The following is a 24,020-nucleotide window of genomic DNA, read 5'->3' as shown; positions in this document are numbered from 1 at the left end:
GGCGCTCCGCGGGACGTGAGGGGAACGCCGCCCGCGCGGGCGACGTTCCGGATTCGTTTCGGCTCCTCGGTGCGGGGCCGGTCGTCAGAGGTCGGTTGTGTCCTTTTTGGCGCCGTCCTTGGCCCCGTCCTTCGGCGCATCCTTGCCGCCCACCGTCAGCTTGATCGTCTGGGTGCTGACATTGCCGTCGGTGCCCTTGATCTCGACCGTGACCTCGTCGGTGCCGGTGAAGCCGGCCTTGCTCTCGTAGAACAGGGCCTGGACGTTGGCGTCGGCGTTCGGGCAGCGGTAGGTGGCGGGGGTCTTCACCTTGCCGGCCCGCTGGATCAGGGCGCCGTTCTTCGGCGGGCTCGTCACCTTCAGCTCGGGCTGGGGCCCGAGCGAGCAATCCTTCTTCAGGTTGGGCACCATCACCAGGCGGACCTGCTTGCCGGAGGCGACGGAGTGCTCGCGGACCTTGGCGGCTTGCGCCAATGCGGGGCCGGCAGCCAGCACGGGCCCTGCGGCCATCAGGACGACGAGCGCCAGGGTCGGGCGGAAGGGGCTGGTCATGGGCTCTCAAGCTCTCCGAGGGATGTGCCGGCCGCATGTGGGGAGCGGGCCGGTCGCCGTCGAGGCCCGCCGGGCGGGTTCCGCGAAGGAAACCGCCCTCCGGACGGAAACACGCCCGAAACCTGCGCCGCCAGTGCCGGAGCCTCAGTGCAGGACCAGCATCACGAACAGGTTGAACAACCCGAGCAGGGCCACGCCGCCGAGCCAGATCCAGTAGCCCCGTCCCTCGACCGGATAGTCGCCGATCATCCTGCCCCCTCCTCGGATCCGTCGCCCGTCGCGGCCTGGAGCACCGCCAGGGTCGCGCCGGTCACCCGGGCGATCTGCGTCGGGGTGAACTCTCCGGCAAGGGCCGAGGCGAGGCCGCGCTCGATCCTCGCGCGCTCGCCCGCATCGCCGATCGGGTCGGACGGGATGTCGCTCTCGCGCAGGCGGCAGGCGTCGCGGATCGTGTCGGAGGCCTGTTTCAGCACCCGGCGCTGGTCCGGCGTCATGTCCCAGAGCGGGTTGCGCAGCCGCGCGATCACCCGCCTGGCGTCGCGGTAGTCGCGGTCGACCACCGGTATTGCCTCGATCTGGCTCACCAGCAGGACGAGTTCGAGGATGTCCGCCGTCGCCTCCGGGCAGGTGCGCACGACGCGCATCAGCCGGGTGATCAGCTCGGTGGTCGGGGAAGCCTGGCGGCGAGGGTCGGCCATGGCCGCGTAACGCGGCGCCGGCCGTTCGGTTCTGTCACGAACGAGAAAAAGACCGGGGGCCGCCCGCATGGACACAAGCGGGCCGGTTCCGGGATGTCCGCCGGCTCCGCCCCGCCCGTTCCGATCAGCCCTTCGCGATCGTGAACCCGGCCCGCGGGAAGTGCAGGTGCAGCGCCCCCACCCGGGCCTCGTCGCGGCGGATGACGATGCGGCCCGCATCGACCGCGACGAGCCGTCCCTCCACCGGCACGCGGGCGAAGTCGTCCGGCGTCACCGTCACGGTGTCGCCGGGGGCGGCCGCGATCAGCGCCGGCACCGCGTTCACCGGCTCGACCGGGGCGGGCTCGGCGTCGCGCGCGGCATCGAGCGCCGCCTCGGCGCTCATCGGCACCGGACGGCCGTGCCCGAGGCTCGCGACCCGCTCGATCCACCCTTGGAGCGGGGACAACCCGAGCAGCCCGTCGACCGCGCCGGCCCGCTCGCCGCCGCGCATCAGCCAGAGCAGGTGGTAATGCGCGAGGTCCACGGCGCCGGCCCGGTCCCCGCCGATGAAGCGGCGCCCGTCCGACAAGGCTTCGGCAAGCCACCCGGTCCAGGCCGCGACCCGCTGGGCGTTGCGGGGGAAATCCGGCTCCATCGCCGCGTGGCCGATGTCGACGTAGAGGTAATCGTCCTTGCGGTCGCGCAGGAAGGGTGCGGGCAGGTCGCCGGCGAAATGCACCGTGACGCCGATCGCCGCGAGCCAGAGATCGCGCTCCAGGCCGAAGGACAGGCCCTCGGCGAGCGCCGGCCCGAGGCCCGGATACAGGCTCGGCTCCGGGTGCAGCCGCTCGAGGGCGGGCAGGATCGCGTGGGTGTCGCAGTAGATGTCGGCCCCGACCTGCAGCACCGGCACGCGCCGATAGCCGCCGGTGAGCGGATCGAGCAGCGGGCGCGGCGGCATCATCGCGATGTCGACCGAGCCCCAGTGGAGGCCCTTCAGGCCGAGGGCGAGGCGGACTTTTTCCGCGTAGGGCGAGAAGGCGTAGTGGTGCAGGACGATCTGCGGCGCGGACATGCGGAATCTCCCGGCGGGCGGCGTGGAGAGGATCAGGCCGGGAGGGCGCCGACCTGCTTCAGGAGCCCGAGATTGTCGAGCAGCGCCCAATGCTCGACCAGGCGCCCGTCGACGATGCGAAACAGGTCCATCACGGCGATGTCGATCGCGTGGCCGCTGGGAGCCAGCCCCATCAGGTCGCCGGTATGGCGCCCCTGGAAGCGCAGCCGCACCAGCACCTTGTCGCCCTCGGCGATCACCTCGTCGATCGGCAGGGCCATCCCGGTGACGCCGCCATGCAGCACCTCGCCGAGCCGGCGCACGCCCTCGGGGCCGCGCACCGCGAAATCGAGGCCGGGATCGTGGCGGACGAAGTCGGGGGCGATGTGGCGCTGCCACCAGGCCTCGTCGCGGGCGAGGAAGGCGGCGAAATAGGCGCGCGCCAGATCCTTGTTGGCATCGGTCGACATCGGGTCCTCCCTGGAGGTGCGAGGCTTCGCGTATCTACCGCGTCGCTATTTATTTGTGCACAACCTGTCAGGTCGGAGGGCGTTTGGCAACCGGCTGCCGGTCGTCGGACGCGCCGTCTTTCCGCACTGGAGCACTTCACGATCGCGTTGCAATCGCGAAGCTCTCTAAGTCTTTGTTTTGGCGCATTTTCTGCGACGAACCGGTTTCCGTTTCGTCGGAAAATGCTCTAGCGCGCCTTACCCCTCAGCCTTCGGCGCGCAGCATCCGCGCCAGTTCGTCCGACAGCCCGACGCTCTCGGTCGCGGGCAGCACCGGCCGCGCCCCGGCGAGGCCCGCGGCGGCGATCACCGCCCGCGCCCCGGCCTCGACCGAGCAGATCACCGGGACGGCGACCCGGGGCTGCACCTGCTCGGCGAGGCCGGCCAGCGCCGCGCCGCCGAGCACCACGACGTCGGCGCCGTCGATCTCGGCGCAGTCGCGGCAGGCGGCGGCCAGGCGGTCGAGGGCGGCATCGGGGTTCCGGGCGATCTCGCCGCCGGTGGGCGCCACGGTGCGGATGCCGGCGAGGCGCTCGGTGAGGCCGAGCATCGCGACGAACTCGGTCAGCATCGGCTTCCACAGGACGCCGCCGGTGACGATGCCGATGCGCCGCCCCCGGGTGCAGGCGAGGTGGAGCGCCCCCTCCGCCATGCCGATGACGGGCACCGGCGAGACTTCCTTGAGGGCGAGCAGCCCCGGATCGCCGAAGCAGGCGAGGTAGACCGCGTCGCAGCCCGTGACGTTCGCGGCGAGCGCGTCGAGGGCGGCATGCCCGGCGATGGCCGCGGCGGCGCGGCTCGCGATGTAGCGGGCGCCGAACCGCCCGGTCGCCGTCACGATCTCGGCCGCGACCAGGCGCCGGACATGCGCCGCCGCCTGCTCGGTCACGGACGGCGTGGTGTTGGGGTTGATCAGCAGGATGCGCAACGGTCGGTCTCCCGGCGCATCCCGCGTAGCACGCCGCTACTTCTCGACGAAGGCCTTCTCGATGACGTAGTGGCCGGCCTCGCCGTGGTTGCCCTCGACGTAGCCGGCCTCCGACAGGAGGTCGCGGGTGTCGCGGATCATGTCGGGGCTGCCGCAGAGCATGAAGCGGTCGGCCTCCTTCGTCATCGTCGGCAGGCCGATATCGGAGAAGAGCTTGCCCGAGGTCATCAGGTCGGTGATGCGGCCGCGGTTGCGGAACGGCTCGCGCGTGACGGTCGGGTAGTAGATCAGCTGGTCGCGGACCATCTCGCCGATCAGCTCGTGCTGGGGCAGCGTCTCGGTGATCGTCTCGCCGTAGGCCAGCTCCTGGACCTGGCGGCAGCCATGGACCAGGATCACCTTCTCGAAGCGCTCGTAGGTCTCCGGGTCCTTGATGATCGCCAGGAACGGCGCCAGGCCGGTGCCGGTGCCGAGCAGGTAGAGGTGGCGGCCGGGCATCAGGTTGTCGAGCACCAGGGTGCCGGTGGCCTTGCGGCTGACCACGATCGGGTCGCCGACCTTGAGGTGCTGCAGCTTCGAGGTGAGCGGGCCGTTCGGCACCTTGATGGAGAAGAACTCCAGCTCGTCCTCGTAGTTGGCGCTCACCACGCTGTACGCGCGCAGGAGCGGCTTGCCCTCGCCCTTGAGGCCGATCATCGTGAACTCGCCGTTGCGGAAGCGGAACGACGGGTCGCGGGTGGTGCGGAAGCTGAAGAGCGAATCCGTCCAGTGATGGACGGCCAGAACGCGCTCCTCGTTGAAGTTGCTCATCGTGCCAGGGATCCTGCGGTCTTTCCGACGGTGTCGCGTCTCGCGGTCGACGCGCGTCGCGGTTTGGGATGGGTCATCTCGCAGGTGCGGCAGTGCCGTCAAGGCGTCGCCGCACAAGCGGGGTCTGCGTGACCGTCACGCCGCAGGGATAACCGGCTGTTCTTCGGAATGCTTTGCGGCGCGACCCTACCTCCGGTGCGTCAGGCGTCGCGGTGAACGGTCGGGGCTGCGCCGGGCCCTGGGCCTGCGCCCGTGCTTGGCTTAATCAGGATCGCGCGCCCCGGCGAGGCGGCGGCCTGGATCCGGCGGCCCGGGGGCGACGTCTCCCCGGCCCGATGCCGGTGGCGGCCTCGACCGGACGACGGAGCCCCTGGCGGAGTTCGACATGACCGTGACCTTCTGCTCCAACCCTCGGTACCGGGGCCTCGCCCCCCGCCCCGCCCGGCCGCCGCGGGCGGAGACGGTTTCCGCCATGGTGCGGCGCGATGCCGGGATGGTCCGGCGCGGTCCGGCCCGCGGGCCGCGACCGGCGATCTGATCCGATGACGGCCATCGCCCCGACCTCGCCGGCCGCCAAGCGCGTCCTAGCCGCCCTGGCGCACCCGGCCTGCGGGCCCGTTCCGGCCGAGGCCGCCGCCCTGGTGGTCGCGCACCCGGACGACGAGAGCATCGGCTGCGGCGCGCAGCTGCCGCGCCTGACCGGGCTCACCGTGGTCCACGTCACCGACGGCGCGCCCCGGGGCCGCGTCCGGCCCGGTTTCCCCGACGCCGCCGCCTACGCGGCCGCCCGGGCGCGGGAACTCGACGCGGCGCTGACGCTCGCCGGCATCGCGCCGGAGCGGCGCGTCGCCCTCGGTTATCCCGACGGCGAGGTCGCCGGGGCGATCGCGGCGCTCGCCCGCCGCCTGGCCGCGCTGTTCACGGCACGCGGCATCACGCTGGCGCTGACCCACGCCTACGAGGGCGGCCACCCGGACCACGACGCGGTGGCGCTGGCGGTGGCGGGTGCCCGCCGGATCCTCGGGCCCGAGCGTCTCGCGGTGATCGAGATGACGTTTCGCCATGCCGGCCTCGACGGGCCCGAGCCCGGCGGCTTCCTGCCGACGGAGCCGCCGCGGCGCTCGATCGCGCTCCACCTCGATCCGGAGGATTGCGCCTTCAAGGCCGCCTTGTTCGCGGCCCATGCGAGCCAGGCCGAGGCCCTGAACCGCTATCCTATCGCCCTCGAACGCTTCCGCGAGGCGCCCGACCACGCCTTCGACATCCTGCCGAACGGCGGGCGCCTGCTCTACGGAGCGGAGGGACTGGACGGGGCGCGGTTCCGGGAACTGGCGACGGCGGCCGCCAGAGACATCGGGTGATGAGGAATCGGGCGAGGCGTCAGTGCCCGGCGCCCGCCGGCATGGCACGGTAGAAGGCGACCACGTCGCGGTAATCCTGGTCGACCGGCGTGACCGGTACGGCGATGCGCAGGGACAGTCCGGCGAGGCCGGCGAGCAGGGCGAGGACGAGGCAGGCGCGCAGCGACATGACGGGCCGGTGCCAGAAACGCCGGCCCGCGTAAAGCGGGCGAGCCGGAAACGGGTACGGCCGGGCCGGTCGACGGTCTGCGGCGGAGCGAGGGGGCGGAGCTCAACCGAAGATCGCGACCGGCCCGGCCGCATGTCCATCAACCTACCGGACGAGTGATGAATGTCAATAATCGTCACTCGCCATCGCCCGACCGCCGGCAGGCGGTGTGCGCCAGCGCACAAAGGTCCCGGGAACGCTGGCTTCCCGCCTGGTCCGTTGGGTGGCGGGACTGCGCGAGGGGGCGGCACTCCGCGGTGAACCGTCACGCTCCCGCCCCGTTGAGCCTGCGAGCCCAGACTTCTTTTCGCGCCGCGACCTCCCGGAGACCTTATCCATGCCCGTCCGCCGCCTCGCGCCCCTGATCGCCCTTCCGTTCGTCGCGGTGCTGGCCCTCCCGGTCCTCGCCCAGCAGCCGGCGCCCGAGGCGGCCGGCTTCCTGACCCGGCCCGAGGCCGGCAGCGTGCGGGCCTCGAAGCTCGTCGGCGTCAAGGTGATCGGCCAGGACCACGTCCGGGTCGGCGAGATCGAGGACGTGCTGCTGTCCCAGGACGGGAGGGTGCGCGCGGTGGTGATCGGCGTCGGCGGCTTCCTCGGCATCGGCCAGAAATCCGTCGCCGTGCCGTTCGACGTGCTGGCCTGGAACACCGGCCGCGCGGCCGCGGAGGCGCCACCGTCCCACACCACGCCGGACCGGACGCCGGGGGAGGCCGCCGCGCAGAGCGCCGGACCGCAAACCATGCCGGGCGCCAAGGTGACCGACCAGGCGCTGGCCGCCGTCCCGGCCAAGCGCAGCGGCACGGTCGACGACACCACCGGCACCGTCGCGGCGCCCGAACCCCGCGGCCGCGCGACCGTGCTGGCGACCGGGCCCGACGCCACGGTGGCGGAAGCCGAGATCCGGCTGACCAAGGCCCAGCTCCAGGCCGCGCCGGAATTCCGGTACGAGGCCGCCCGTTGAGTGCACAGGCGCCGCGCTGGCGTGCGATGCGGGTCTCGGACCTTCCGGCGGCCTCGGCGGTCGCGGCCCGCGTCCATCCGGGCTACCCGGAGGACGATGCGGTGATGGCCGAGCGCCTGCGCCTGTGCCCGGAGGGCTGCCTCGCCCTCGCCGGGCCGGGCGACCTCCCGGTCGGCTACGCCGTCGGGCACCCCTGTCGGTCGGGCTCGGTACCCGACCTCGACACGCTGCTCGGCGCCCTGCCGGTGCCCGCGGGAGCCTGGTGCATCCACGACGTGGCGCTGCTGCCGGAGGCGCGCGGGCACGGGGCGGCCGGGGAGGTCGTCGGACTGATGCTCGGCGAGGCCGCGCGGCGCGGCCTGCCCGAAGCGGTGCTGGTCGCGGTCGGCGATGCCGCCGGCTTCTGGCAACGGCACGGCTTCCGGCCGGTCCCGATCGCGGCGCCGGCGGGCTACGGCGCCGGCGCGACCGTGATGGTGCGATCCCTGGCGCCGTGAGGCGAGGCCCCGGCGACACGGCCTTCGGTTTTCCGACGCCATGCTGTCGCAGCGCGGCGTCGATCGTCCGGGCGCCCCTGGCCGCTGCCCGACCGCGCGCCACCTAGCCTGGCATCGTTCCGAACAGGGCGGCCAGGGTATGACGAGGACGGCGTGCGGAGCGTGATTCCCGCCTTGAAGCGAACGATCCCGCAGAGCTGTCCGCCGCTGCGGGCGGTGTGCGGCGTGGGCAGGTCCTGACGTCATGCGCCAGCTCTTCGCCCCGGGTGCCGACGCCCTCCTGCGCCTCGCGCTCCTCACCGCGGCCGCCTGCCTTGCCGGCATCCCGGTGGTCGGGGCGGGACTGGTGCGCTCCTCCTACGTCACCGGCGTCGGGGTGGCGCCGGACCAGCCGGTGCCGTTCAGCCACAAGCACCATTCGGGCGAGCTGAAGATCGATTGCCGCTACTGCCACACCACCGTGGAGACGCAGGCGACCGCCGGGATTCCGCCGACCGAGACCTGCATGACCTGCCACTCCCAGATCTGGTCGGGCTCGGAAATGCTGGAGCCGGTCCGGGCGAGCTATGCCAAGGACCAGCCCCTGGTCTGGAACCGCCTGAACAAGCTGCCCGGCTACGTCTACTACAACCACTCGGTCCACGTGACCAACGGCATCGGCTGCTCGACCTGCCACGGCAGCGTCACCGACATGCAGCTCACCTACCGGGCCAACGCGTTCGAGATGAGCTTCTGCCTCGATTGCCACCGCAATCCCGAGAAATACGTGCGGCCGAAGGACCAGATCCTCAACATGACCTGGAGCCCGCCGGCCAACCAGGCCACGCTCGGGCCGGAACTCGTGGCCCAGTACCATATCCGGGGCGGCGAGCGCCTGACCGAATGCGGGATCTGCCACCGATGACGCACGACATCGGCGCGCTGCGCGCCCGCCTCGCCGCTGGCGACGGCCCGGCCTTCTGGCGCAGCCTCGACGCGGTGGCGGATTCGCCCGAGTTCCGAACCTTCCTCGACACCGAGTACCCGGCGGCCGCGCGGCTCGCCGCCGCACCCGACCGGCGCGGCTTCCTGAAGCTGATGGCCGCCTCCTTCGCGATGAGCGGGCTTGCCGCCTGCGGCCAGCCGGACGGGCGCAGCCAGGAGATCCCCTACGTCCGCCAGCCCGAGCGGGTCGTCCCGGGGGCACCCCTCGCCTACGCCTCGGCGGCGCTCGTCGACGGGTTCGCCAACGGCATCACGGTCACCACCCGCAACGGCCGGCCGCTCAAGATCGAGGGCAATGCCGAGCATCCCTGGAGCCGCGGCGGCACCGACGTGTTCGCGCAAGCATCGGTGCTCGGGCTCTACGATCCGTTCCGGCTCCAGACCCCGCAGCATCTCGGCCGGCCGAGCTCCTGGCCGGCCTTCCGCGCGGCGATGACCGGGCGCTTCGCCGCGCTGAAGGCCGTCGCGGGAGGGCGTGGCCTGCACCTCGTCACCGGGCCGGTCACCTCCCCGTCGCTCGCCGCGCAGATCGCCGCGATGCGCCGGGACTTCCCGGCGATGCGCTGGCACGTCTCGGCCCCGACCGGGCGCGACGCGCTCTACGAGGGCGCGCGCCGCGCCCTCGGCCGCCCGCTCGAGACCCGCTGGCGCTTCGATCGCGCGCGGGTCGTCGTGTCCCTCGACGGCGACGTGCTCGATCCCGGGCCCGGCCAGGTCGGCCAGGCGCGGGACTGGGTCGAGGCCCGCCGCAAGGCCGCCGCCGAGGGGCGCCTGCTCGCCCTCCACCATGCCGGGCCGAGCCCGAATCTGACCTCGGCCAAGGCCGAGTCGCCGCTCGCGATCGGCTCGGACGGCCTGTCCGCCCTCGTGCGCGATCTCCTGGCGGAGGCCGGCGGCGGCACGGCGGCGGATCGCGGCGGCCCCGCGGCAGCCTGGCGCGCGCGCGCCTTCGCGGCGCTGGACGCGGCGCGGGGCAGCGGGCTCGTCCTCGCCGGCGCCCAGGCCGTGCCGGACCTGCTGGCCCAGGTCCACCGCCTCAACGCGGCGCTCGGCAATACCGGCCGTACCGTGTTCCACACCGCGCCGGTGCCGGTCCTCGACGCCGAGCCCCTCGACGCGCTCGCCGAGGCGATGCGCCGGGGCGAGGTGCAGCTCCTGGTGATGCTCGACGTCAACCCGGTCTACGAGGCGCCGGGCGATCTCGGCTTCCTGGAGGCCCTCGCCCGGGTGCCGCTCAAGGTCCATGCCGGCCTCTACCAGGACGAGACCGCCTTCCACTGCGACTGGAACCTGCCGCTCGCCCACCCGCTCGAGGCCTGGGGCGACGCCCGCTCCCTCGACGGGACGGTGACGCCGATCCAGCCGACGATCCGTCCGCTCTACGACGGCCGCTCGGTGCCGGAGATCCTGTCGATCCTCACCGACGCGGAGGCCAAGGACGGCGCCGCCCTGTTCGACGCCCACTGGCGTTCCCCGGGCGAGGCGGACGCCGCCTGGACGGCCCGCCGCGAGGCCGTGCTCCAGGCCGGCTTCTTTGCCGACACAGCGCTCGCCCCCGAGACGGTCGGCGCTCCCCTGCCCGCCGCCGCGGCGTCCGCCCCGCCCGCGCCCTCGCCGGCCGGGCCCGCCCGCCGGGTCGAGGTCGTGTTCCGGCCCGACGCGACGGTCTGGGACGGCAGCCTCGCCAACCTCGCCTGGCTGCAGGAGCTGCCCAAGCCCCTGACCAAGGTGGTGTGGGGCAACGTGATCGCGGTGAGCCCGGGCCTCGCCGAGCGGGAGGAGCTGCGCCAGGGCGACGTGGTGACGCTCGAGGCCGAGGGCCGGCGGATCGAGGGGCCGGTCTGGATCCAGCCCGGCCAGGCCGAGGACGCCGTCACGGTCTTCCTCGGCTACGGCCGCCGGGTTCCCGAGCAGCTCGCCGACGGCCTCGGCTACGACGCCTACCCCCTGCGCCGCAGCGCCAGCCCCTGGCGCCTCGCCGAGGCGACGCTGGCGAAGACCGGCCGCAAGGCGCCGCCGGTGACGACCCAGAACCACGGCACGATGGAGGGGCACGACCTCGTGCGGGTGCAGGCGGTGGGCGCGGTGACCCCGGTCGCCTCCCGCGAGGCCCTGCCCTCGCTCTACCCCCCGGCGCCGACCTCGCCCGGCGGGCGCTACGACCGCGAGCGCGCCTGGGGCATGGTGATCGACCTCGACGCCTGCATCGGCTGCAACGCCTGCGTCACCGCCTGCCAGTCCGAGAACAACATCCCGGTCGTCGGCAAGGAGGAGGTGGCGCTGGGGCGCTGGCTGCACTGGCTGCGGATCGATCGCTACTATGAAGGCGGGCTCGAGGATCCGAAGACCCACTTCATGCCGGTGCCGTGCATGCATTGCGAGCAGGCGCCCTGCGAGGTCGGCTGCCCGGTGGAGGCCACCGTCCACGACCGCGAGGGGCTGAACCTCATGGTCTACAACCGCTGCGTCGGCACCCGGGCCTGCTCGAGCTATTGCCCCTACAAGGTCCGGCGCTTCAACTACCTCGACTATTCCGGCGACACCGCGCCGGTGCAGCAGCAGCAGCGCAACCCCGAGGTCACGGTCCGGGCCCGCGGGGTGATGGAGAAATGCACCTACTGCGTGCAGCGCATCGCCGCCGCGCGCATCGATTCGACGCGCGGCGACCATGCGCCGATCCCCGACGGCGCCGTCGTCACCGCCTGCCAGGGCGCCTGCCCGACCCGGGCGATCACCTTCGGCGACCTGCGCGATTCCGGCAGCCGCGTCGCCGCGGCGGCGGCCGACCCGCGCAATTACGGACTCCTCGCCGAGCTCAACACCAAGCCCCGCACCACCTACCTCGCCCGGCTGGTCGAGGCGGCCTCGGCGACCGGCGCGGCAAAGCCCGGAGGCGCCCTGTGAGCGGCACTCTCTCCCCCCGGGCCGGTCTGCTCGGCGCCGAGGAGGACTTCGCCTCGATCGGCCGCGCCGTCGCGGGCGCCCCGGCGCGCGCCCGCTCGCGGGCGTGGTGGATCGCCTTCGCGGGGGCGTGCGGCCTCCTCGGCGTGTTCGCGGCCGCCCTCGCCTGGCTCCTCCTCAACGGCGTAGGGATCTGGCACAACAACAACCCGGTCGTCTGGGCGCTCGACATCGTCGCCTACGACTGGTGGATCGGCATCGCCTGCGGGGCGCTCCTCACCTCCGCCATCCTGCGGCTCGCCGGGGCGGCCTGGCGCTCCGGCATCGACCGGATCGCCGAGACGACCGCGGTGCTGGCCGCGGCGGCGGCCGCCCTCTACCCGATCATCCATCTCGGGCGGCCCTGGGTGTTCTACTGGACCCTGCCCTACCCGAACACCCTGGCGCTGTGGCCGCAATTTCGCTCGCCGCTGGTCTGGGACGCCATCGACATCGTCAGCTTCCTCGGGGTCTGCCTCGGCCTGTGGTATGTCGGGCTCCTGCCCGACTTCGCGGTCCTGCGCGACCGCGCCTTCGAGGCGGCCCGGGCGGAGGGGCGCGCCGCCGACGAGGGCAGCGGCCGGCGCCGGCGCCGGACGATGCTGCGGGCGCAGATCTACGGCATCCTGGCGCTCGGCTGGCGCGGCGCGGCGACCCATTGGGAGCGCTGGGTGCTGGCCACCCGCACGCTGTCGGCGCTCGCCATCGTCCTCGTGGTGGCGCTCCAGACCGGGGCCTCGGTGATGCTCGCCGGCACGGTGCTGCCGGGCTGGCACGACACCCTCCTGCCGGTGACCTTCCTGGCCGCCTCGCTGCTTTCCGGCGTCGGCGTCACGGCGGCGCTCGCGGTGCTGGTGCGCCGCGCCCTCCATCTCGAGGTGCTGATCACCGAGCGGCACCTCGACCTGATGGCGCGGCTGATGCTGGGGCTCGGCCTCGTCTCGGCCTATTGCTACGGCACCGAGATCTTCTCGAGCCTCCTGCACGGCGACGCCTTCGACCGCTCGGTGCTGGTGCGCCGCCTCGCCGGCCCGCATGCCTGGGCGTTCTGGCTCATCGTCGTCTTCGCCCTGCTGCCGGTGCAGCTGTTCTGGCGCGCCGCGCTGCGCCGCTCCGGCCTCGTCGTCGCGCTGGTCGGCATCGCCGCGGCGATCGGCAGCTTCGGCGACCACTTCATGCTGTTGATCGTCACCCTCAGCCACGACTTCCTGCCGCCCTCCGCCCATCCCTATTCGATGGGCGTGTGGGGCATCGCGACGCTTCTCGGCAGCGTCGGCCTGTTCCTGGCGCTGCTGCTCCTCGGCTTGCGCACGCTGCCGATGGTCTCGATCACCGAGACGCGGCGCTTCGCCGAGAGCCACGCCGACGGGCGCGCCAGCGGCGAGCGGGCGCCGACCGCGGCCGAGACGGACGAAGCGCCGCTCTGGGGCGTCAGCGCCGAGTTCGCGCAGGCCGGCGACCTCGCCGCCGCCGTCGAGGCCCTGAAGGACCGCGACCTCGGGGCGCGGATCGAGACCTACGGCCCCGTGCCGATGGCGCGGGTCGCGCGCGCGCTGGGCCACCCGGCCGGCATCCTGCCGCTCCTCGCCCTCGGGGCGGCGCTGGCGGGCGGCCTGGCCTTCATGGCGATGTGCCTCTACGCCAGCGGCATCGACTACGTGTTCGACGTCGGCGGCCGGCCGCGCTTCTCGTGGCAGTCCTTCATGGTGCCGAGCGTGTCGTTCGGCACCCTCTGCGGCGGGCTCGCCACCGTGCTGGCGCTGCTGTTCCAGAACCGCCTGCCGCGCCTCAACCATCCGGCCTTCGCGATCCCGGGCTTCGCCCGGGCGAGCGAGGACCGCTTCTTCCTCGCCCTCGAGGCCACCGGCCCCCGCTTCGATCCGGCCCGGATCGAGGGCGCGCTGGCGCGCCTGCCGCAGGGGCGGCCGCTGATGGTCCGGAGGGTGCCGCTGTGACGCGCTCCCCGCTCCTCCCCCGTCTCGCGCTCCTGATGCCCCTGGCGCTCGCCGCCTGCGATCGGGCCGACATGGTGAGCCAGCCGAAGTCGAAGACCTGGGACCGCAACCCGTTCTTCCCGCAGGGCCAGACCATGCGTCTGCCCCCGCCCGGCACCGTCGCCCGCGCGGCGCCCGACCGGCCGGTGCCGCAGCCGGCCGCCGCGACCCCGGACCTGCTGGCCCGCGGCCAGGAGCGCTACGGCGTCTTCTGCACCCCCTGCCACGGCGGGGCCGGGCACGGCGACGGGATGATCGTCGAGCGCGGCTATCCGCGGCCGCCCTCGTTCGACGAGGCCCGCCTGCGGGCGGCGCCCGCGCGGCACTTCTACGACGTCATCACCCACGGCCGGGGCACCATGCTTCCCTACGCCGCCCAGGTGCCGCCCGCCGACCGGTGGGCCATCGTCGCCTACATCCGGGCGCTGCAGCTGAGCCAGGGCGCGACCCTGGCGGCGCTGCCGGAGGAGGATCGGGCGAAGGTCGCGGCCGCCGAGCCGACGACAGCCAAGTCAGCGACCGACCTCGAATCGACAGACCCGCAGAGGACCAAGCGATGAGCCGCCGCCCGATCTCCCTCGCCCTCGGCGCGGCGGCGCTCGCGGCCTGCGCGCTCGCCGGCGCCTCCGGCAGCCCGGTGATGCCCTCCTACCTCGCCGCCTGGCTGGTGCTGGTGGCGCTGCCCGCCGGCGCCCTGCCCCTGCTGATGGGCCTCGAGCTCGCGGGCTTCTCCGCCGGGCCGATGGCCGCGTCCCTGCGCCGGCTCCTCGGGCTCCTGCCCATCGCCGGCCTGCTGTTGCTGCCGGTGCTCCTGAGCCTGGGTGGCCTTTACCCGTGGGACCGGGGCGCCCCGCCGCGCACGGCTCTGGCCGCCCTGTGGTTCACCCCCGTCTTCTTCATCCTGCGCAGCCTCGCCTACCTGGCGATCTGGCTGTGGCTCGCCGACACCTTCCGGCGCCCGGCCGCCGAGCCCGGCAGCCCGGCGGCGGCCTGGCGGCGCGCCCGCGCGGTCCTGGGCCTCGGCCTCTATGCCGTCACCGGCACGCTGGCGGCGGAGGATTGGGTGCAGTCGGCCGATCCCGGCCTCGCCTCCACGGCCTTCGGGCTCCTGATGATGACGATCCAGACCGGCCTGGCGCTGTCGGCGGCGGCCCTGATCGCCGCGCGGGATTCCTCGGGCCGTCCCGGCCGCGACCAGCGCACCGCCGCGGCCTTCGCCGACCCGATCCTGGTGCTGCTCGCGATCTGGGGCTTCGTCCACGCCACGCAGTACCTCACGGTGTGGTCGGCCAACCTTCCCGAGGAGGCGCGCTGGTATCTCGCCCGCGACGGGGCGCTCGGCCGCCTCGGCATCTGGATCGGCGTCGGCGTGATGGTGCTCGCCGCGCTGGTGCTGGTGCCGCAGCGCCATGCCGGCCGGCCCGCGCTGCTCGCCGGCATCGCCCTCCTGATCCTGCTGCTCCACGGCGCCGAGATCTTCTGGCTGGTCACGCCGGGCTTCCGCGGCGCCTTCCGGTTCACCTGGGCGGATGCGCTGGCGCTGATCGGGGTGGTGGGGGTCGCCGGCGGCCTCTACGGCCCGGTGGACCGCCGCCTGCGGGGCCGCGCCTCGTGAGCGACGAGACCCGCCCCGGCCCGTTCGCGCTCCTGCCCGCCCTCGCGGCGGCGGGGCTCCTGCGCCTCTCCGGCTTCAAGCCCGCCCCGCCCCGGCCCGAGCCCGATGCCGGACCGCACAACCCGGAGGGTTTCGAGGAGGAGGACGTCGACGTCCGCCGCACCGCCTTCGTGGTCGTGGGGCTCGCCGGCTCCGTCGCCGCCGCGATCGTCGCGGTCGGGCTGATGATGCACCTGTTCGGCGCCTGGAACGTCGCCAACCGCCTGCCGCTGACGCCGCAGCAGAGCGCCAAGGTGCAGCCGCCGCCGCCGAACCTGCAGGGCGCGCCCTACGAGGATCTCGCCCGCCACGAGGCGCGGGAGGCCGCCCAGCTCACCACCTACGCCCTCCTGCCCGACGGGCGCGCCCGCATCCCGGTCGAGCGCGCCATGAGGCTGATCGCCGGCACGCCCCTCGATCCCGCCGGAGCGGGCGCGCCGGTTCCCGCCCCCCTGCCGCCCGCCGGCGGAGCCCCCGCTCGATGAACCCGACCGACCTCGCGCTCCAGCTCTGGCCGGCGGCGGCCTCCGCCACGGCGGTCGAGACCGACTGGCTGATCCTCGCCTTCACGGTCCTGACGCTGCTCCTGACCGTGCCGGTCTTCGTCGCCATCACCTGGTTCGCGATCCGCTACCGCCAGGGCGAGGAGGCCGACCGCAGCCACGGCAACACCCGCAGCGTGCTGATCGAGATCAGCTGGATGCTGATCCCGTTCCTGCTCACCCTGATCTTCTTCGTCTGGGGCGCCCGGCTGTTCTTCATCTCCAAGCAGGTGCCGGGCGACGCCATGGTGGTCGAGGCGATCGGCCGGCAATGGATGTGGAAGTTCCAGCACCCGACCGGGCAATCCGAGATCAACGACCTGCACCTGCCGATCGGCCAGCCGATCAAGATCCGGATGATCAGCCAGGACGTGATTCACAACCTCTACCTCCCGGCGCTGCGGATGCAGATGGCGACCCTGCCCGACCGCTACACCGAGATGTGGTTCAAGGCCGACCGCACCGGCAGCTACCGGCTCTACTGCTCGGAATATTGCGGCACCGACCATTCGAAGATGGACGGCAACCTGACCCTGATGACCCAGGCCGACTACGCAGCCTGGCTGCAGAATGCCGGGGCGCAGCAGGGCGGCCAGGCCGGGGCGGGCCGCGCGATCTACGAATCCTACGGCTGCGGCACCTGCCACGACCCCGGCGCCAAGGTGCGGGCGCCCTCGCTGGCCGGCCTCTACGGCAGCGAGGTCAAGCTCGCGGACGGCCGCACGGTGACGGCCGACGAGACGTATCTGCGCGACAAGATCCTGAACCCGAACCGGCAGAAGCTGGCGGCGGATTACAAGCAGGTGATGCCGGCCTTCCGCAACGTGATCCCGAACGACGACCTCGACCGTCTCGTCTCCTACCTGAAGAGCGGACGCGCGACGGCCCAGCAGGATGCCTCCCCATGACGAGCGGCACGGTCACCGACGGGGCGGCGCTGCGCGAGCCCCACACTCCGGATTCCCGTCTTGGCCACGGGGCCGACTACCTGCACGCCGAGCACACCCTGCGCTCGTGGTTCTTCACCACCGATCACAAGCGCATCGCGCTCCTGTATCTCGCCAGCATCACCGCCTTCTTCGTCATCGGCGCGGTGACGGCAGGGCTCGTGCGCCTGGCCTTGGTGGTGCCGAACGGCCAGGTCTTTACCAACGACACCTACAACAAGCTGTTCACGATCCACGGGGTCGTGATGGTGTGGTTCTTCCTGATCCCGAGCATTCCCGCGACCTTCGGCAACTTCCTGATCCCGCTGATGATCGGGGCACGGGACCTCGCCTTCCCGAAGCTGAACCTCGCCTCCTGGTACGTGTTCATGACGGGGGCGTTCTTCACGCTGGTCAGCGTGGTGTTGGGGGGCGTCGACACTGGCTGGACGTTCTACACCCCGCTCTCCACCGCCTTCTCGAACACCTGGGTGGTGCCGGCCCTGATCGGCGTCACGATCGTCGGGTTCTCGTCGATCCTGACCGGCCTCAACTTCGTGGTGACGATCCACACCATGCGGGCGCCGGGTATGACCTGGTTCCGGCTGCCGATCTTCGTCTGGACCCACTACGCCACCAGCCTGATCTTCCTGCTCGCCACCCCGGTCATCACCGTGGCGCTGATCCTGCTCATCGCCGAGCGCGCCTTCCATATCGGGGTTTTCGATCCGGCCTATGGCGGCGACCCGGTGCTGTTCCAGCACCTGTTCTGGTTCTACTCGCACCCGGCGGTCTACATCATGGTGCTGCCGGGCATGGGGGTGATCTCGGAGATCGTCCCGGCCTTCGCGCAGAAGAAGCTCTTCGGCTACAAGTTCGTCGCCTACGCGGCGATCGGGCTCGCCTCGGTGACCTTCTTCGTCTGGGGCCACCACATGTTCGTCAACGGGCAGAGCGACTTTGCCAGCGTGGCGTTCTCGGTGCTCAGCTTCGCGGTGGCGGTGCCCTCCGCCGTCAAGGTCTACAACTGGACCGCGACGATCCATAAGGGCTCGCTCAAGCTCGACACGCCGATGCTCTACGCCATGGGCTACATCGGCCTGTTCGTGCTCGGCGGCCTGACCGGCCTCTACCTCGCCACGCTCGCCATCAACCAGCACGTCCACGCCACCTACTTCGTCGTGGCGCATTTCCACTACATCATGGTTGGCGGCACGGTGCTGGCCTTCCTCGGCGGCTTGCATTTCTGGTGGCCGAAGATCACCGGGCGGATGTACATCGAGGCCTGGGGCCGGATCTCCGCCTTCCTGATCTTCATCGGCTTCAACGTCACCTTCTTCCCGCAATTCATCCTCGGCTATCTCGGGATGCCGCGGCGCTACCACGTCTATCCGCCGGAATTCCAGTTTCTCAACATCCTGTCCTCGGCGGGCTCGACCATCCTGGCGGTCGGCTACATCTTTCCGATGGTCTATCTCGTCTACTCGATCTGGTTCGGGAAGCGGGCCCAGGCCAACCCCTGGGACGCCAGAGGCCTCGAATGGACGGTGCCCTCGCCGCCGCCGGCCCACAACTTCCTCACCGAGCCGGTGGCGCCGAAGGTGCCCTACGACTACCCGATCCAGGCGCGCGAGACCGGGAGGCAGCACTCGTGAGCGCGGGTGCCGCCGAGACGCCGGTCGGCGTCAAGCTCGTCTCCCACTTCGCCACGGTGGAGCAGCAGAAGCGCGCCGCCGTACTGGGGATGTGGGCCTGGCTGCTGACCGAACTCTTGCTCTTCGCCGGCCTGTTCCTCACGGCATTGATCCTGCGCCTGCTGCACCCGGAGGCGGTGCAGGAGGCGGCACGCCACCTCAAGTTCTGGATCGGCGCCACCAATACGGTCGTGCTGATCGGCTCCAGCCTGACCATGTCGGGGGCGATCCAGCTCTCGCGGCTCGGATGGCAGCGCGGCATGGTGCGGTTCATGCTCGCCACCGCGGCGCTCGGCGGCCTGTTCCTGGTGCTCAAGGGCTACGAGTACTACGCCGACTACCACGAGCACATGATGCCGTTCCTGTCCGACCGGCCCTACGAGCTGAAGGACTCCCCGCCCTCGCGGCTGTTCGTGAACCTCTACTACGTCGCCACCGGCCTCCACGGCCTCCACCTGATCACCGGCATCAGCATCCTGCTGGCGATGACCTGGCAGGCGAGCCGGCCGGGCTTCCTGAGCCGGCACCAGAATCGGATCGAGATCTTCGGGCTCTACTGGCACTTCATCGACCTGATCTGGATTCTCGCCTTCCCGGTCCTCTACGTGCTCAATCGGTAGGAGACGTCCCGTGTTCGGCACCCCCGACGAGCGCCGCATCCTCTGGCGGCACATGCGCGAGCCGGTCCTGACGGCGTGCGCGCTCCTGGTCATGCTCGCGGTCAACGTGGGTCTCGGAGCCACCCTTCCCTTCCCGCATGTCTGGATCGTCGAGCTTGTGGTCGCCGGCGCCATGGTGGCGACGATCCTCTTGGTCTCCATGGAGGTCCGCCACGAGCCGCCGCTGGTGAAGCTGTTTGCCGGCATCGGCTTCTTCTGGGTCGGGATCCTGTTCGCAATGACGCTGGTGGATTACCTGTCGCGGGGATAAGCCCGTTCACTCCCCGCTCACCACCGCGGCGCTATATCGGTCCCATGTGCGAATTGCTCGGCATGAGCGCCAACGTCCCGACCGACATCCGTTTCAGCTTCGCGGGCCTGGCGCGCCGCGGCGGCGAGACGGGCCCGCATCAGGACGGCTGGGGCATCTCGTTCTACGAAGGCCGCGGCAGCCGCAGCTTCCACGATCCGGAGCCGAGCGCGCGCTCGGAGATCGCCCGGCTGTTGCGGCAATACCCGATCAAGAGCCGGATCGTGATCGCGCACGTGCGCCGGGCCAATCGCGGCCGGGTGACGCTGGAGAACACGCATCCCTTCAGCCGCGAATTGTGGGGCCGCACCTTCACCTTCGCGCATAACGGCCAGCTCAAGGGCGTGAAGCGGCTGACGCTCGGCCGATTCAAGCCCGTCGGCACCACCGACAGCGAGCACGCCTTCTGCTGGATGCTGGGCAGGCTCGAGGAGCGCTGGGGCAGCCTGCCGAAGCCCACCCGCCTCGACGGGGCGGTGCGGGAGCTCTGCGCCGAGCTGCACGGGCTCGGCGTGTTCAACATGCTGCTCTCCGACAGCCGCACCCTCTACGCCCATTGCGGCAAGCGCCTGTGCACGCTGACCCGCCGGGCGCCGTTCGGCACCGCGACGCTGATCGACGAGGATTGGCGGGTGGACTTCGCGCAGGAGACCACGCCCGACGACATCGTGACCGTGGTGGCGACCCGACCGCTGACCCGGGACGAAAGCTGGACCGATCTCGCCCCCGGCGAGGTCCTGGCCTTCCGCCTCGGCGTGCCGGACGGCGACGAGGCGGGGGCCGGCATCGGCGGCTGAACCGCCCCGGCCGGGCGGTCTATCGGTCTCGGCCCGTTTCTCGCTAAGGTTGCCCCTTTCCGGTCGCGGCCCCCGGGCCCATCTTCCTCTAGGCAGGCAGACGCGAGAGCCATGACGCGAGACATAGCCCCGAATCCGTCGGCCCCGATCCCCTCGGGGGAGGACCGTCCCGGCCTCTCGGCCACCATCCGGTCGCATCTCGGCAGCCAGCTCCGGGCGACCTACGAGGCCCTGGGCGACGCCGACCCGGACAACCGCTTCGCCGACCTGATCGCGCGCCTGGAGGCGGTGTTGAAGGCGCAGGGCGAGATCGTCCTGCCGGAATTCCGCGACGGGCTGCTGCAGGCCGTGCCGTCGTTGCGCGCCTTCGCGCTGTCGCTCACCAGCAACCCGGCCCGGGCCGACGACCTGGTGCAGGACACGCTGCTGAAGGGCTGGCAGCACCGGGCCCGGTTCCAGCCCGGCACCAACCTGAACGCCTGGCTGTTCACCATCCTGCGCAACATCTTCTACTCCGACCACCGCAAGCGCGTGCGCGAGGTCGAGGACCAGGACGGCTCCTACGCCGCCCGGCTCGCCACCGCGCCGCACCAGGGCGACCGGCTCGACGTCGAGGATCTGCAGAGCGCGCTCGCCAAGCTGCCGCCGGACCAGCGCGAGGCCCTGGTCCTCGTCGGCGCCGAGGGCGTCTCCTACGAGGAGGCGGCGGCGATCATGGGGTGCAAGGTCGGCACGGTGAAGAGCCGCGTCAGCCGCGCCCGCGGCCGCCTGGCGGAACTCCTGGGCTACGACGAGGAAGATCTCGGCACCGATCGCCTGATCCAGTCGGCGATGCCGAAGGACGCCTGACCCGGACCCCTTCCCGGGTAGAGTACTCCCACCGGGTCCGGGTGTCTGTCATCGGGCCCGGTGCGACAAAACCCGCCGCATCGATTGAACCGTTTCGCCAACAGCGACGTTACATCCCCCGAGAGCCGCCCCGCTCGACCGGGGTGGACTGGACGAAACGGAGACCGATCCGATGAAGAAGACCCTTCTGGCTGCCGCCGCCCTCGCCCTCACCCTGCCGATGGCCGCCCAGGCCCAGGGCCTACTGCCCGGCGCCCAGCGCGGCGCGGAGGACGGTGCCGCTGCGGCCGGTCCGGTCGGCGCGATCGTCGGTGGTGCCGTCGGCGCCGCGACCGGTGCGGTCGGCGGCCTGCTCGGCGTCGACGAGCGCCCCCGCTTCCGCTCCTACGCCGTGCGCCAGCATCGCTCCTACGACTGGGACGGCGACGTGGCCGTCGGCGGCGTGCTGCCCTCCTCGGGCGTGAGCTACTACGAGGTCCCGTCCGAGTACGGCATCCGCGGCCGCCGCTACACCGTGGTCAACGATCGCGTCGTGCTGGTCGATCCGGGCACCCGCCGCATCGTGCAGGTCATCGACTAATCAGGGTCTACCGCGCCGCCCGACGGCGGCGCGGTACGGGCCTTCTGGAAGCCCCGGTCTCTCGGCCGGGGCTTCTCGCATTTCGGCGGCACGACTTCCGTCGCTATGTTGCGGTAAGGACTGCAACGAAATCACATCGAACGTCGTTCTTCACAAGGAAGGCGCGGATCGACTTCATCCGCTGCCTCGAAACCTTGACCGACGCGGACGCCCATGCCCTCCGACCTGCACGAGAACCACGACGCCGCCCTGCCGGAGCCGGTGCGCGAGCACCTCGGGAAGGAGCTTCGCTCGGCCTACAACGCCGAGGCCGACAAGCCCGACTACCTCGGGGACCCGGTCCTGCCGGCGGAATTCACGCCGCAGCTGCGCCGGCTCGAGAGCCGCCTGAAGGCGCACGACACCGGCCGCGAGGCGGTCGAGGACGTGGTCAACAACATCCTGCGCGAGCTGCCGCCCAAGCCGTAACGACCGGGTCGCAGTGACGATGCGTCAGTGCGCCGGCGGCGGCAGGGCCGGGCCGGCGATGTCGGGCTGGAGCAGCGACACGGTGATTGCCCGGGTGACGTGCTCGGCCATGCAGCGATAGCCGAGATCGGCGAGGCGAAAGCCCGCGCCGGATTGGGACGCATTGCCCTTCAGCGCGCTGATCGCCCGGGTGGCGAGGTAGCGCATCGCCTCGTAGCGCTGCACCAGGGGTACCTGCTCGCGCTCGGCGACCTTCTGGATCGCCAGCACGAACTGGCGGTAATAGTCGTCCTTGGCGAGGCTGGCGGTGTATTGCGGATCGACCAGCACCACGTCGATGCCATGCGACTTGATCCAGGCCACGGTCTCGGCGAGCGATTGCGAGAAATCCTCGATGTCGACGCGGGCGAGCGCGTCGTTGCCGCCGACCTGCCAGACCACGAGGTCGGGCTCGATCTCCGCCACCTGGTTGCGCAGCCGCTCCGCCGCCCCGAAGGCGATCTCGCCGGAAACGCCGCGGCTCTCGACCGTCACCTCGATGTCGGGGAGCGAGCGGGTCAGGGCGTCCTCGAGCCGCACCGGGTAGGTCGCGGCGGTGCCGAGGCCGCCGGAGCTGGAGCCGATCGTCAGGACCTGGACGGCACGGTGCTCGCGCAGGGCCTTCTTGACCGCCTTGAGCTTGGCCAGGGTGTAGAGCTTCGAGCCCGGCACCCGGCACTCGGGCGACAGGCTCGGATCGGGTGCCTCCAGGCTCGGCGCGGTGGCCTGGAGCGCCGGAATCTCGGCCAGGGCGGGTTGCGAGGGCGCTGGCTGGACCTGTGCTGCCGGCGGTGTCGTCGATTGCGCCTGCACGGCGAAGCCGAGGCTCGCGAGCAACGCGACGCTCACGCCGCCGAGGAGGGACGGGGAGAGCGAGAGCGCCATTCGACGAACCATGCCGTGAAGGAGAGTGAAGCCAGCCCGCATCCTACGACAAAGACGTCGGTCGCGAAACCTCCTCCCGTCCAGAACCGAATCAGTTGTGCACCGAGGCTCGCCACCGAGCCGACGGAGAAGACCGCGAGCGAGTTGCGCCCGAGGCCGGCAAGCTGCTCGGTGAGCCATCGCGCCCGGGGCTGGACCAGTCCGAACACCGTCTGGAAGGCCAGCAGTACGCCCAGGAAGTGCACCAGCCGGGCCGGCGACAGGTAGGACTTGTCGAAGATGAAGAGCAGGCGCGGCTCGGGCACCGCCAGTGGATCGGGCCGCAGGTTGAACCAGGACAGGACCGCGCCGACGATCACGATGACGATCCCGAGCGGCATCAGGCGACGGCGCCAGGCCAGGAACCGGCCCGAGCCGCGCCGCCACTCGTGGGCGGCAAAGCCCAGGACCAGCAGCAGCTGCCAGCAGAACGGGTTGAAGAACCAGTGCCCCTCCATCGGCCAGCTCGGGATGTTGAACTCGAACACCAGGCTGACCGCGTAGAGCAGCACCGAGATCCCGACCGACAGCCCGAGATGCACCCGCGCCAGCAGCACGAAGGCGGGGGCGAGGCCGAGCAGCACGACGTAGAGCGGCAGGATGTTGAAGAAGCCGAGCTGGTGCAGCAGCGTCACCCAGCCGACGGTGGCCTGGATCGGATCGCTGAAGATCGGCCCGGCATTGTGCCATTCGACCAGCAGCGGGTTGTCGAGGTAGAGGGCGGCGCCTGCCAGCATCGCCAGCGCCAGGGCGGTGATGACGAGCTGGGCGCGGTAGACCTCGACCATGCGCGAGAGGAGCCGCAGCACCGTGCGGAGCGCAGGCTCGGGCGTGCCGTCGCGCCCGCGTGTGGCGATGCCGATCGACCAGCCGGCCAGGAACACGAACAGCTCGGCCGCGTCCGAGATCCCGTACTGGGAATAGGTATAGTTCTGGAAGAAGTTGCCCGGGATGTGGTTGATGAAGATCGTGATCAGCGCAATGCCGCGCCAGAAATCGACCGCATTCGGTTCACGCATGATGCCCGTGGTCCCTCTCGCGGGTCTCGCTCGGCCGATCTCGGGGGGCGCCGCCCCTGGCGGCGCGGTGCAAGTCGAGTG

At 71.7% G+C, this 24,020-nt stretch carries 26 protein-coding genes; 17 read left to right on the top strand and 9 right to left on the bottom strand.

What is annotated here, in order from left to right:
* Window positions 1-84: 84 nt before the first annotated feature.
* The 6 genes from HPY23_RS25610 to HPY23_RS25585 form a co-directional block, all read right to left on the bottom strand.
* Window positions 85-552, bottom strand: coding sequence for a 4-aminobutyrate aminotransferase (locus HPY23_RS25610; RefSeq protein ID WP_175539959.1), 468 nt, complete (start codon window positions 550-552; stop codon window positions 85-87).
* 245 nt (window positions 553-797) lie between these two features.
* Window positions 798-1,250, bottom strand: coding sequence for a hypothetical protein (locus HPY23_RS25605; protein ID WP_091886631.1), 453 nt, complete (start codon window positions 1,248-1,250; stop codon window positions 798-800).
* A 124-nt stretch (window positions 1,251-1,374) separates the two neighbouring features.
* Window positions 1,375-2,307, bottom strand: a complete 933-nt coding sequence (locus HPY23_RS25600; protein WP_091886634.1) for a glutathione S-transferase family protein — start codon at window positions 2,305-2,307, stop codon at window positions 1,375-1,377.
* 32 nt (window positions 2,308-2,339) lie between these two features.
* A complete protein-coding gene (locus tag HPY23_RS25595) occupies window positions 2,340-2,756 on the bottom strand; it encodes an ester cyclase (RefSeq protein WP_091886638.1) in 417 nt (138 codons plus the stop codon).
* A gap of 244 nt (window positions 2,757-3,000) precedes the next feature.
* Window positions 3,001-3,723: an aspartate/glutamate racemase family protein gene (locus tag HPY23_RS25590; RefSeq protein ID WP_091886641.1), complete on the bottom strand. Its 723-nt coding sequence runs from the start codon at window positions 3,721-3,723 to the stop codon at window positions 3,001-3,003.
* A gap of 36 nt (window positions 3,724-3,759) precedes the next feature.
* Window positions 3,760-4,533: a ferredoxin--NADP reductase gene (locus HPY23_RS25585; RefSeq protein ID WP_060846381.1), complete on the bottom strand. Its 774-nt coding sequence runs from the start codon at window positions 4,531-4,533 to the stop codon at window positions 3,760-3,762.
* 542 nt (window positions 4,534-5,075) lie between these two features.
* On the opposite strand from HPY23_RS25585, the gene HPY23_RS25580 reads away from it, so the two are divergent.
* Window positions 5,076-5,894, top strand: coding sequence for a PIG-L deacetylase family protein (locus tag HPY23_RS25580; RefSeq protein WP_091886644.1), 819 nt, complete (start codon window positions 5,076-5,078; stop codon window positions 5,892-5,894).
* A 19-nt stretch (window positions 5,895-5,913) separates the two neighbouring features.
* Here HPY23_RS25580 and HPY23_RS25575 read toward each other — a convergent pair whose 3' ends face one another.
* Window positions 5,914-6,063 (bottom strand): hypothetical protein, encoded by a 150-nt coding sequence (locus HPY23_RS25575; protein ID WP_175539960.1) that lies wholly within the window; start codon window positions 6,061-6,063, stop codon window positions 5,914-5,916.
* Window positions 6,064-6,439: 376 nt separating this feature from the next.
* On the opposite strand from HPY23_RS25575, the gene HPY23_RS25570 reads away from it, so the two are divergent.
* The 16 genes from HPY23_RS25570 to HPY23_RS25495 all read left to right on the top strand — a co-directional run bounded on the left by HPY23_RS25570 (window position 6,440) and on the right by HPY23_RS25495 (window position 21,957).
* Window positions 6,440-7,063 carry a PRC-barrel domain-containing protein gene (locus HPY23_RS25570; protein WP_091886647.1) on the top strand — a complete coding sequence of 208 codons (624 nt, stop codon included), beginning with the start codon at window positions 6,440-6,442 and terminating at the stop codon, window positions 7,061-7,063.
* Entirely contained in the window at window positions 7,060-7,560 is a 501-nt protein-coding gene (locus HPY23_RS25565; RefSeq protein ID WP_200601510.1) for a GNAT family N-acetyltransferase, read from the top strand. The genes HPY23_RS25570 and HPY23_RS25565 overlap by 4 nt, the downstream gene beginning before the upstream one ends.
* A gap of 244 nt (window positions 7,561-7,804) precedes the next feature.
* Window positions 7,805-8,464: a cytochrome c3 family protein gene (locus HPY23_RS25560; RefSeq protein ID WP_200601509.1), complete on the top strand. Its 660-nt coding sequence runs from the start codon at window positions 7,805-7,807 to the stop codon at window positions 8,462-8,464.
* Entirely contained in the window at window positions 8,461-11,448 is a 2,988-nt protein-coding gene (locus HPY23_RS25555; RefSeq protein ID WP_091886653.1) for a TAT-variant-translocated molybdopterin oxidoreductase, read from the top strand. Before HPY23_RS25560 ends, HPY23_RS25555 begins: the two co-directional genes overlap by 4 nt.
* A complete protein-coding gene (locus tag HPY23_RS25550) occupies window positions 11,445-13,439 on the top strand; it encodes a quinol:electron acceptor oxidoreductase subunit ActD (RefSeq protein ID WP_091886656.1) in 1,995 nt (664 codons plus the stop codon). The genes HPY23_RS25555 and HPY23_RS25550 overlap by 4 nt, the downstream gene beginning before the upstream one ends.
* Before the next feature lie 35 nt (window positions 13,440-13,474).
* Window positions 13,475-14,038, top strand: coding sequence for a c-type cytochrome (locus HPY23_RS25545; RefSeq protein ID WP_091886772.1), 564 nt, complete (start codon window positions 13,475-13,477; stop codon window positions 14,036-14,038).
* Window positions 14,035-15,093 carry a hypothetical protein gene (locus HPY23_RS25540; protein ID WP_091886659.1) on the top strand — a complete coding sequence of 353 codons (1,059 nt, stop codon included), beginning with the start codon at window positions 14,035-14,037 and terminating at the stop codon, window positions 15,091-15,093. The genes HPY23_RS25545 and HPY23_RS25540 overlap by 4 nt, the downstream gene beginning before the upstream one ends.
* Window positions 15,090-15,617: a hypothetical protein gene (locus tag HPY23_RS25535; RefSeq protein ID WP_175539961.1), complete on the top strand. Its 528-nt coding sequence runs from the start codon at window positions 15,090-15,092 to the stop codon at window positions 15,615-15,617. Before HPY23_RS25540 ends, HPY23_RS25535 begins: the two co-directional genes overlap by 4 nt.
* Window positions 15,614-16,582 (top strand): cytochrome c oxidase subunit II, encoded by a 969-nt coding sequence (gene coxB, locus HPY23_RS25530; protein ID WP_091886662.1) that lies wholly within the window; start codon window positions 15,614-15,616, stop codon window positions 16,580-16,582. The genes HPY23_RS25535 and coxB overlap by 4 nt, the downstream gene beginning before the upstream one ends.
* A complete protein-coding gene (locus HPY23_RS25525; RefSeq protein WP_060846391.1) occupies window positions 16,579-18,255 on the top strand; it encodes a cytochrome c oxidase subunit I in 1,677 nt (558 codons plus the stop codon). Before coxB ends, HPY23_RS25525 begins: the two co-directional genes overlap by 4 nt.
* Window positions 18,252-18,914: a cytochrome c oxidase subunit 3 gene (locus HPY23_RS25520; RefSeq protein WP_091886665.1), complete on the top strand. Its 663-nt coding sequence runs from the start codon at window positions 18,252-18,254 to the stop codon at window positions 18,912-18,914. Before HPY23_RS25525 ends, HPY23_RS25520 begins: the two co-directional genes overlap by 4 nt.
* A gap of 10 nt (window positions 18,915-18,924) precedes the next feature.
* A complete protein-coding gene (locus tag HPY23_RS25515; RefSeq protein ID WP_244537578.1) occupies window positions 18,925-19,224 on the top strand; it encodes an oxidase in 300 nt (99 codons plus the stop codon).
* A 44-nt stretch (window positions 19,225-19,268) separates the two neighbouring features.
* Window positions 19,269-20,060, top strand: coding sequence for a class II glutamine amidotransferase (locus HPY23_RS25510; RefSeq protein WP_060846393.1), 792 nt, complete (start codon window positions 19,269-19,271; stop codon window positions 20,058-20,060).
* Between the two features lie 111 nt (window positions 20,061-20,171).
* The gene (locus HPY23_RS25505; protein WP_060846394.1) at window positions 20,172-20,909 is read left to right on the top strand and encodes a sigma-70 family RNA polymerase sigma factor; all 738 of its coding nucleotides are present in this window, start codon (window positions 20,172-20,174) and stop codon (window positions 20,907-20,909) included.
* Between the two features lie 172 nt (window positions 20,910-21,081).
* Entirely contained in the window at window positions 21,082-21,489 is a 408-nt protein-coding gene (locus HPY23_RS25500) for a DUF1236 domain-containing protein (RefSeq protein ID WP_048428427.1), read from the top strand.
* A gap of 213 nt (window positions 21,490-21,702) precedes the next feature.
* A complete protein-coding gene (locus HPY23_RS25495) occupies window positions 21,703-21,957 on the top strand; it encodes a hypothetical protein (protein WP_091886668.1) in 255 nt (84 codons plus the stop codon).
* A 24-nt stretch (window positions 21,958-21,981) separates the two neighbouring features.
* On the opposite strand, the gene HPY23_RS25490 is transcribed toward HPY23_RS25495, so the two are convergent.
* Window positions 21,982-22,881: an SGNH/GDSL hydrolase family protein gene (locus HPY23_RS25490; protein ID WP_060846396.1), complete on the bottom strand. Its 900-nt coding sequence runs from the start codon at window positions 22,879-22,881 to the stop codon at window positions 21,982-21,984.
* A complete protein-coding gene (locus HPY23_RS25485) occupies window positions 22,842-23,939 on the bottom strand; it encodes an OpgC family protein (RefSeq protein WP_091886671.1) in 1,098 nt (365 codons plus the stop codon). Before HPY23_RS25485 ends, HPY23_RS25490 begins: the two co-directional genes overlap by 40 nt.
* Window positions 23,940-24,020 lie beyond the last annotated feature (81 nt).

This window comes from Methylobacterium ajmalii, from assembly GCF_016613415.1.
Taxonomy (GTDB): domain Bacteria; phylum Pseudomonadota; class Alphaproteobacteria; order Rhizobiales; family Beijerinckiaceae; genus Methylobacterium; species Methylobacterium ajmalii.
This window is presented reverse-complemented; position numbering and strand designations above follow the sequence as displayed.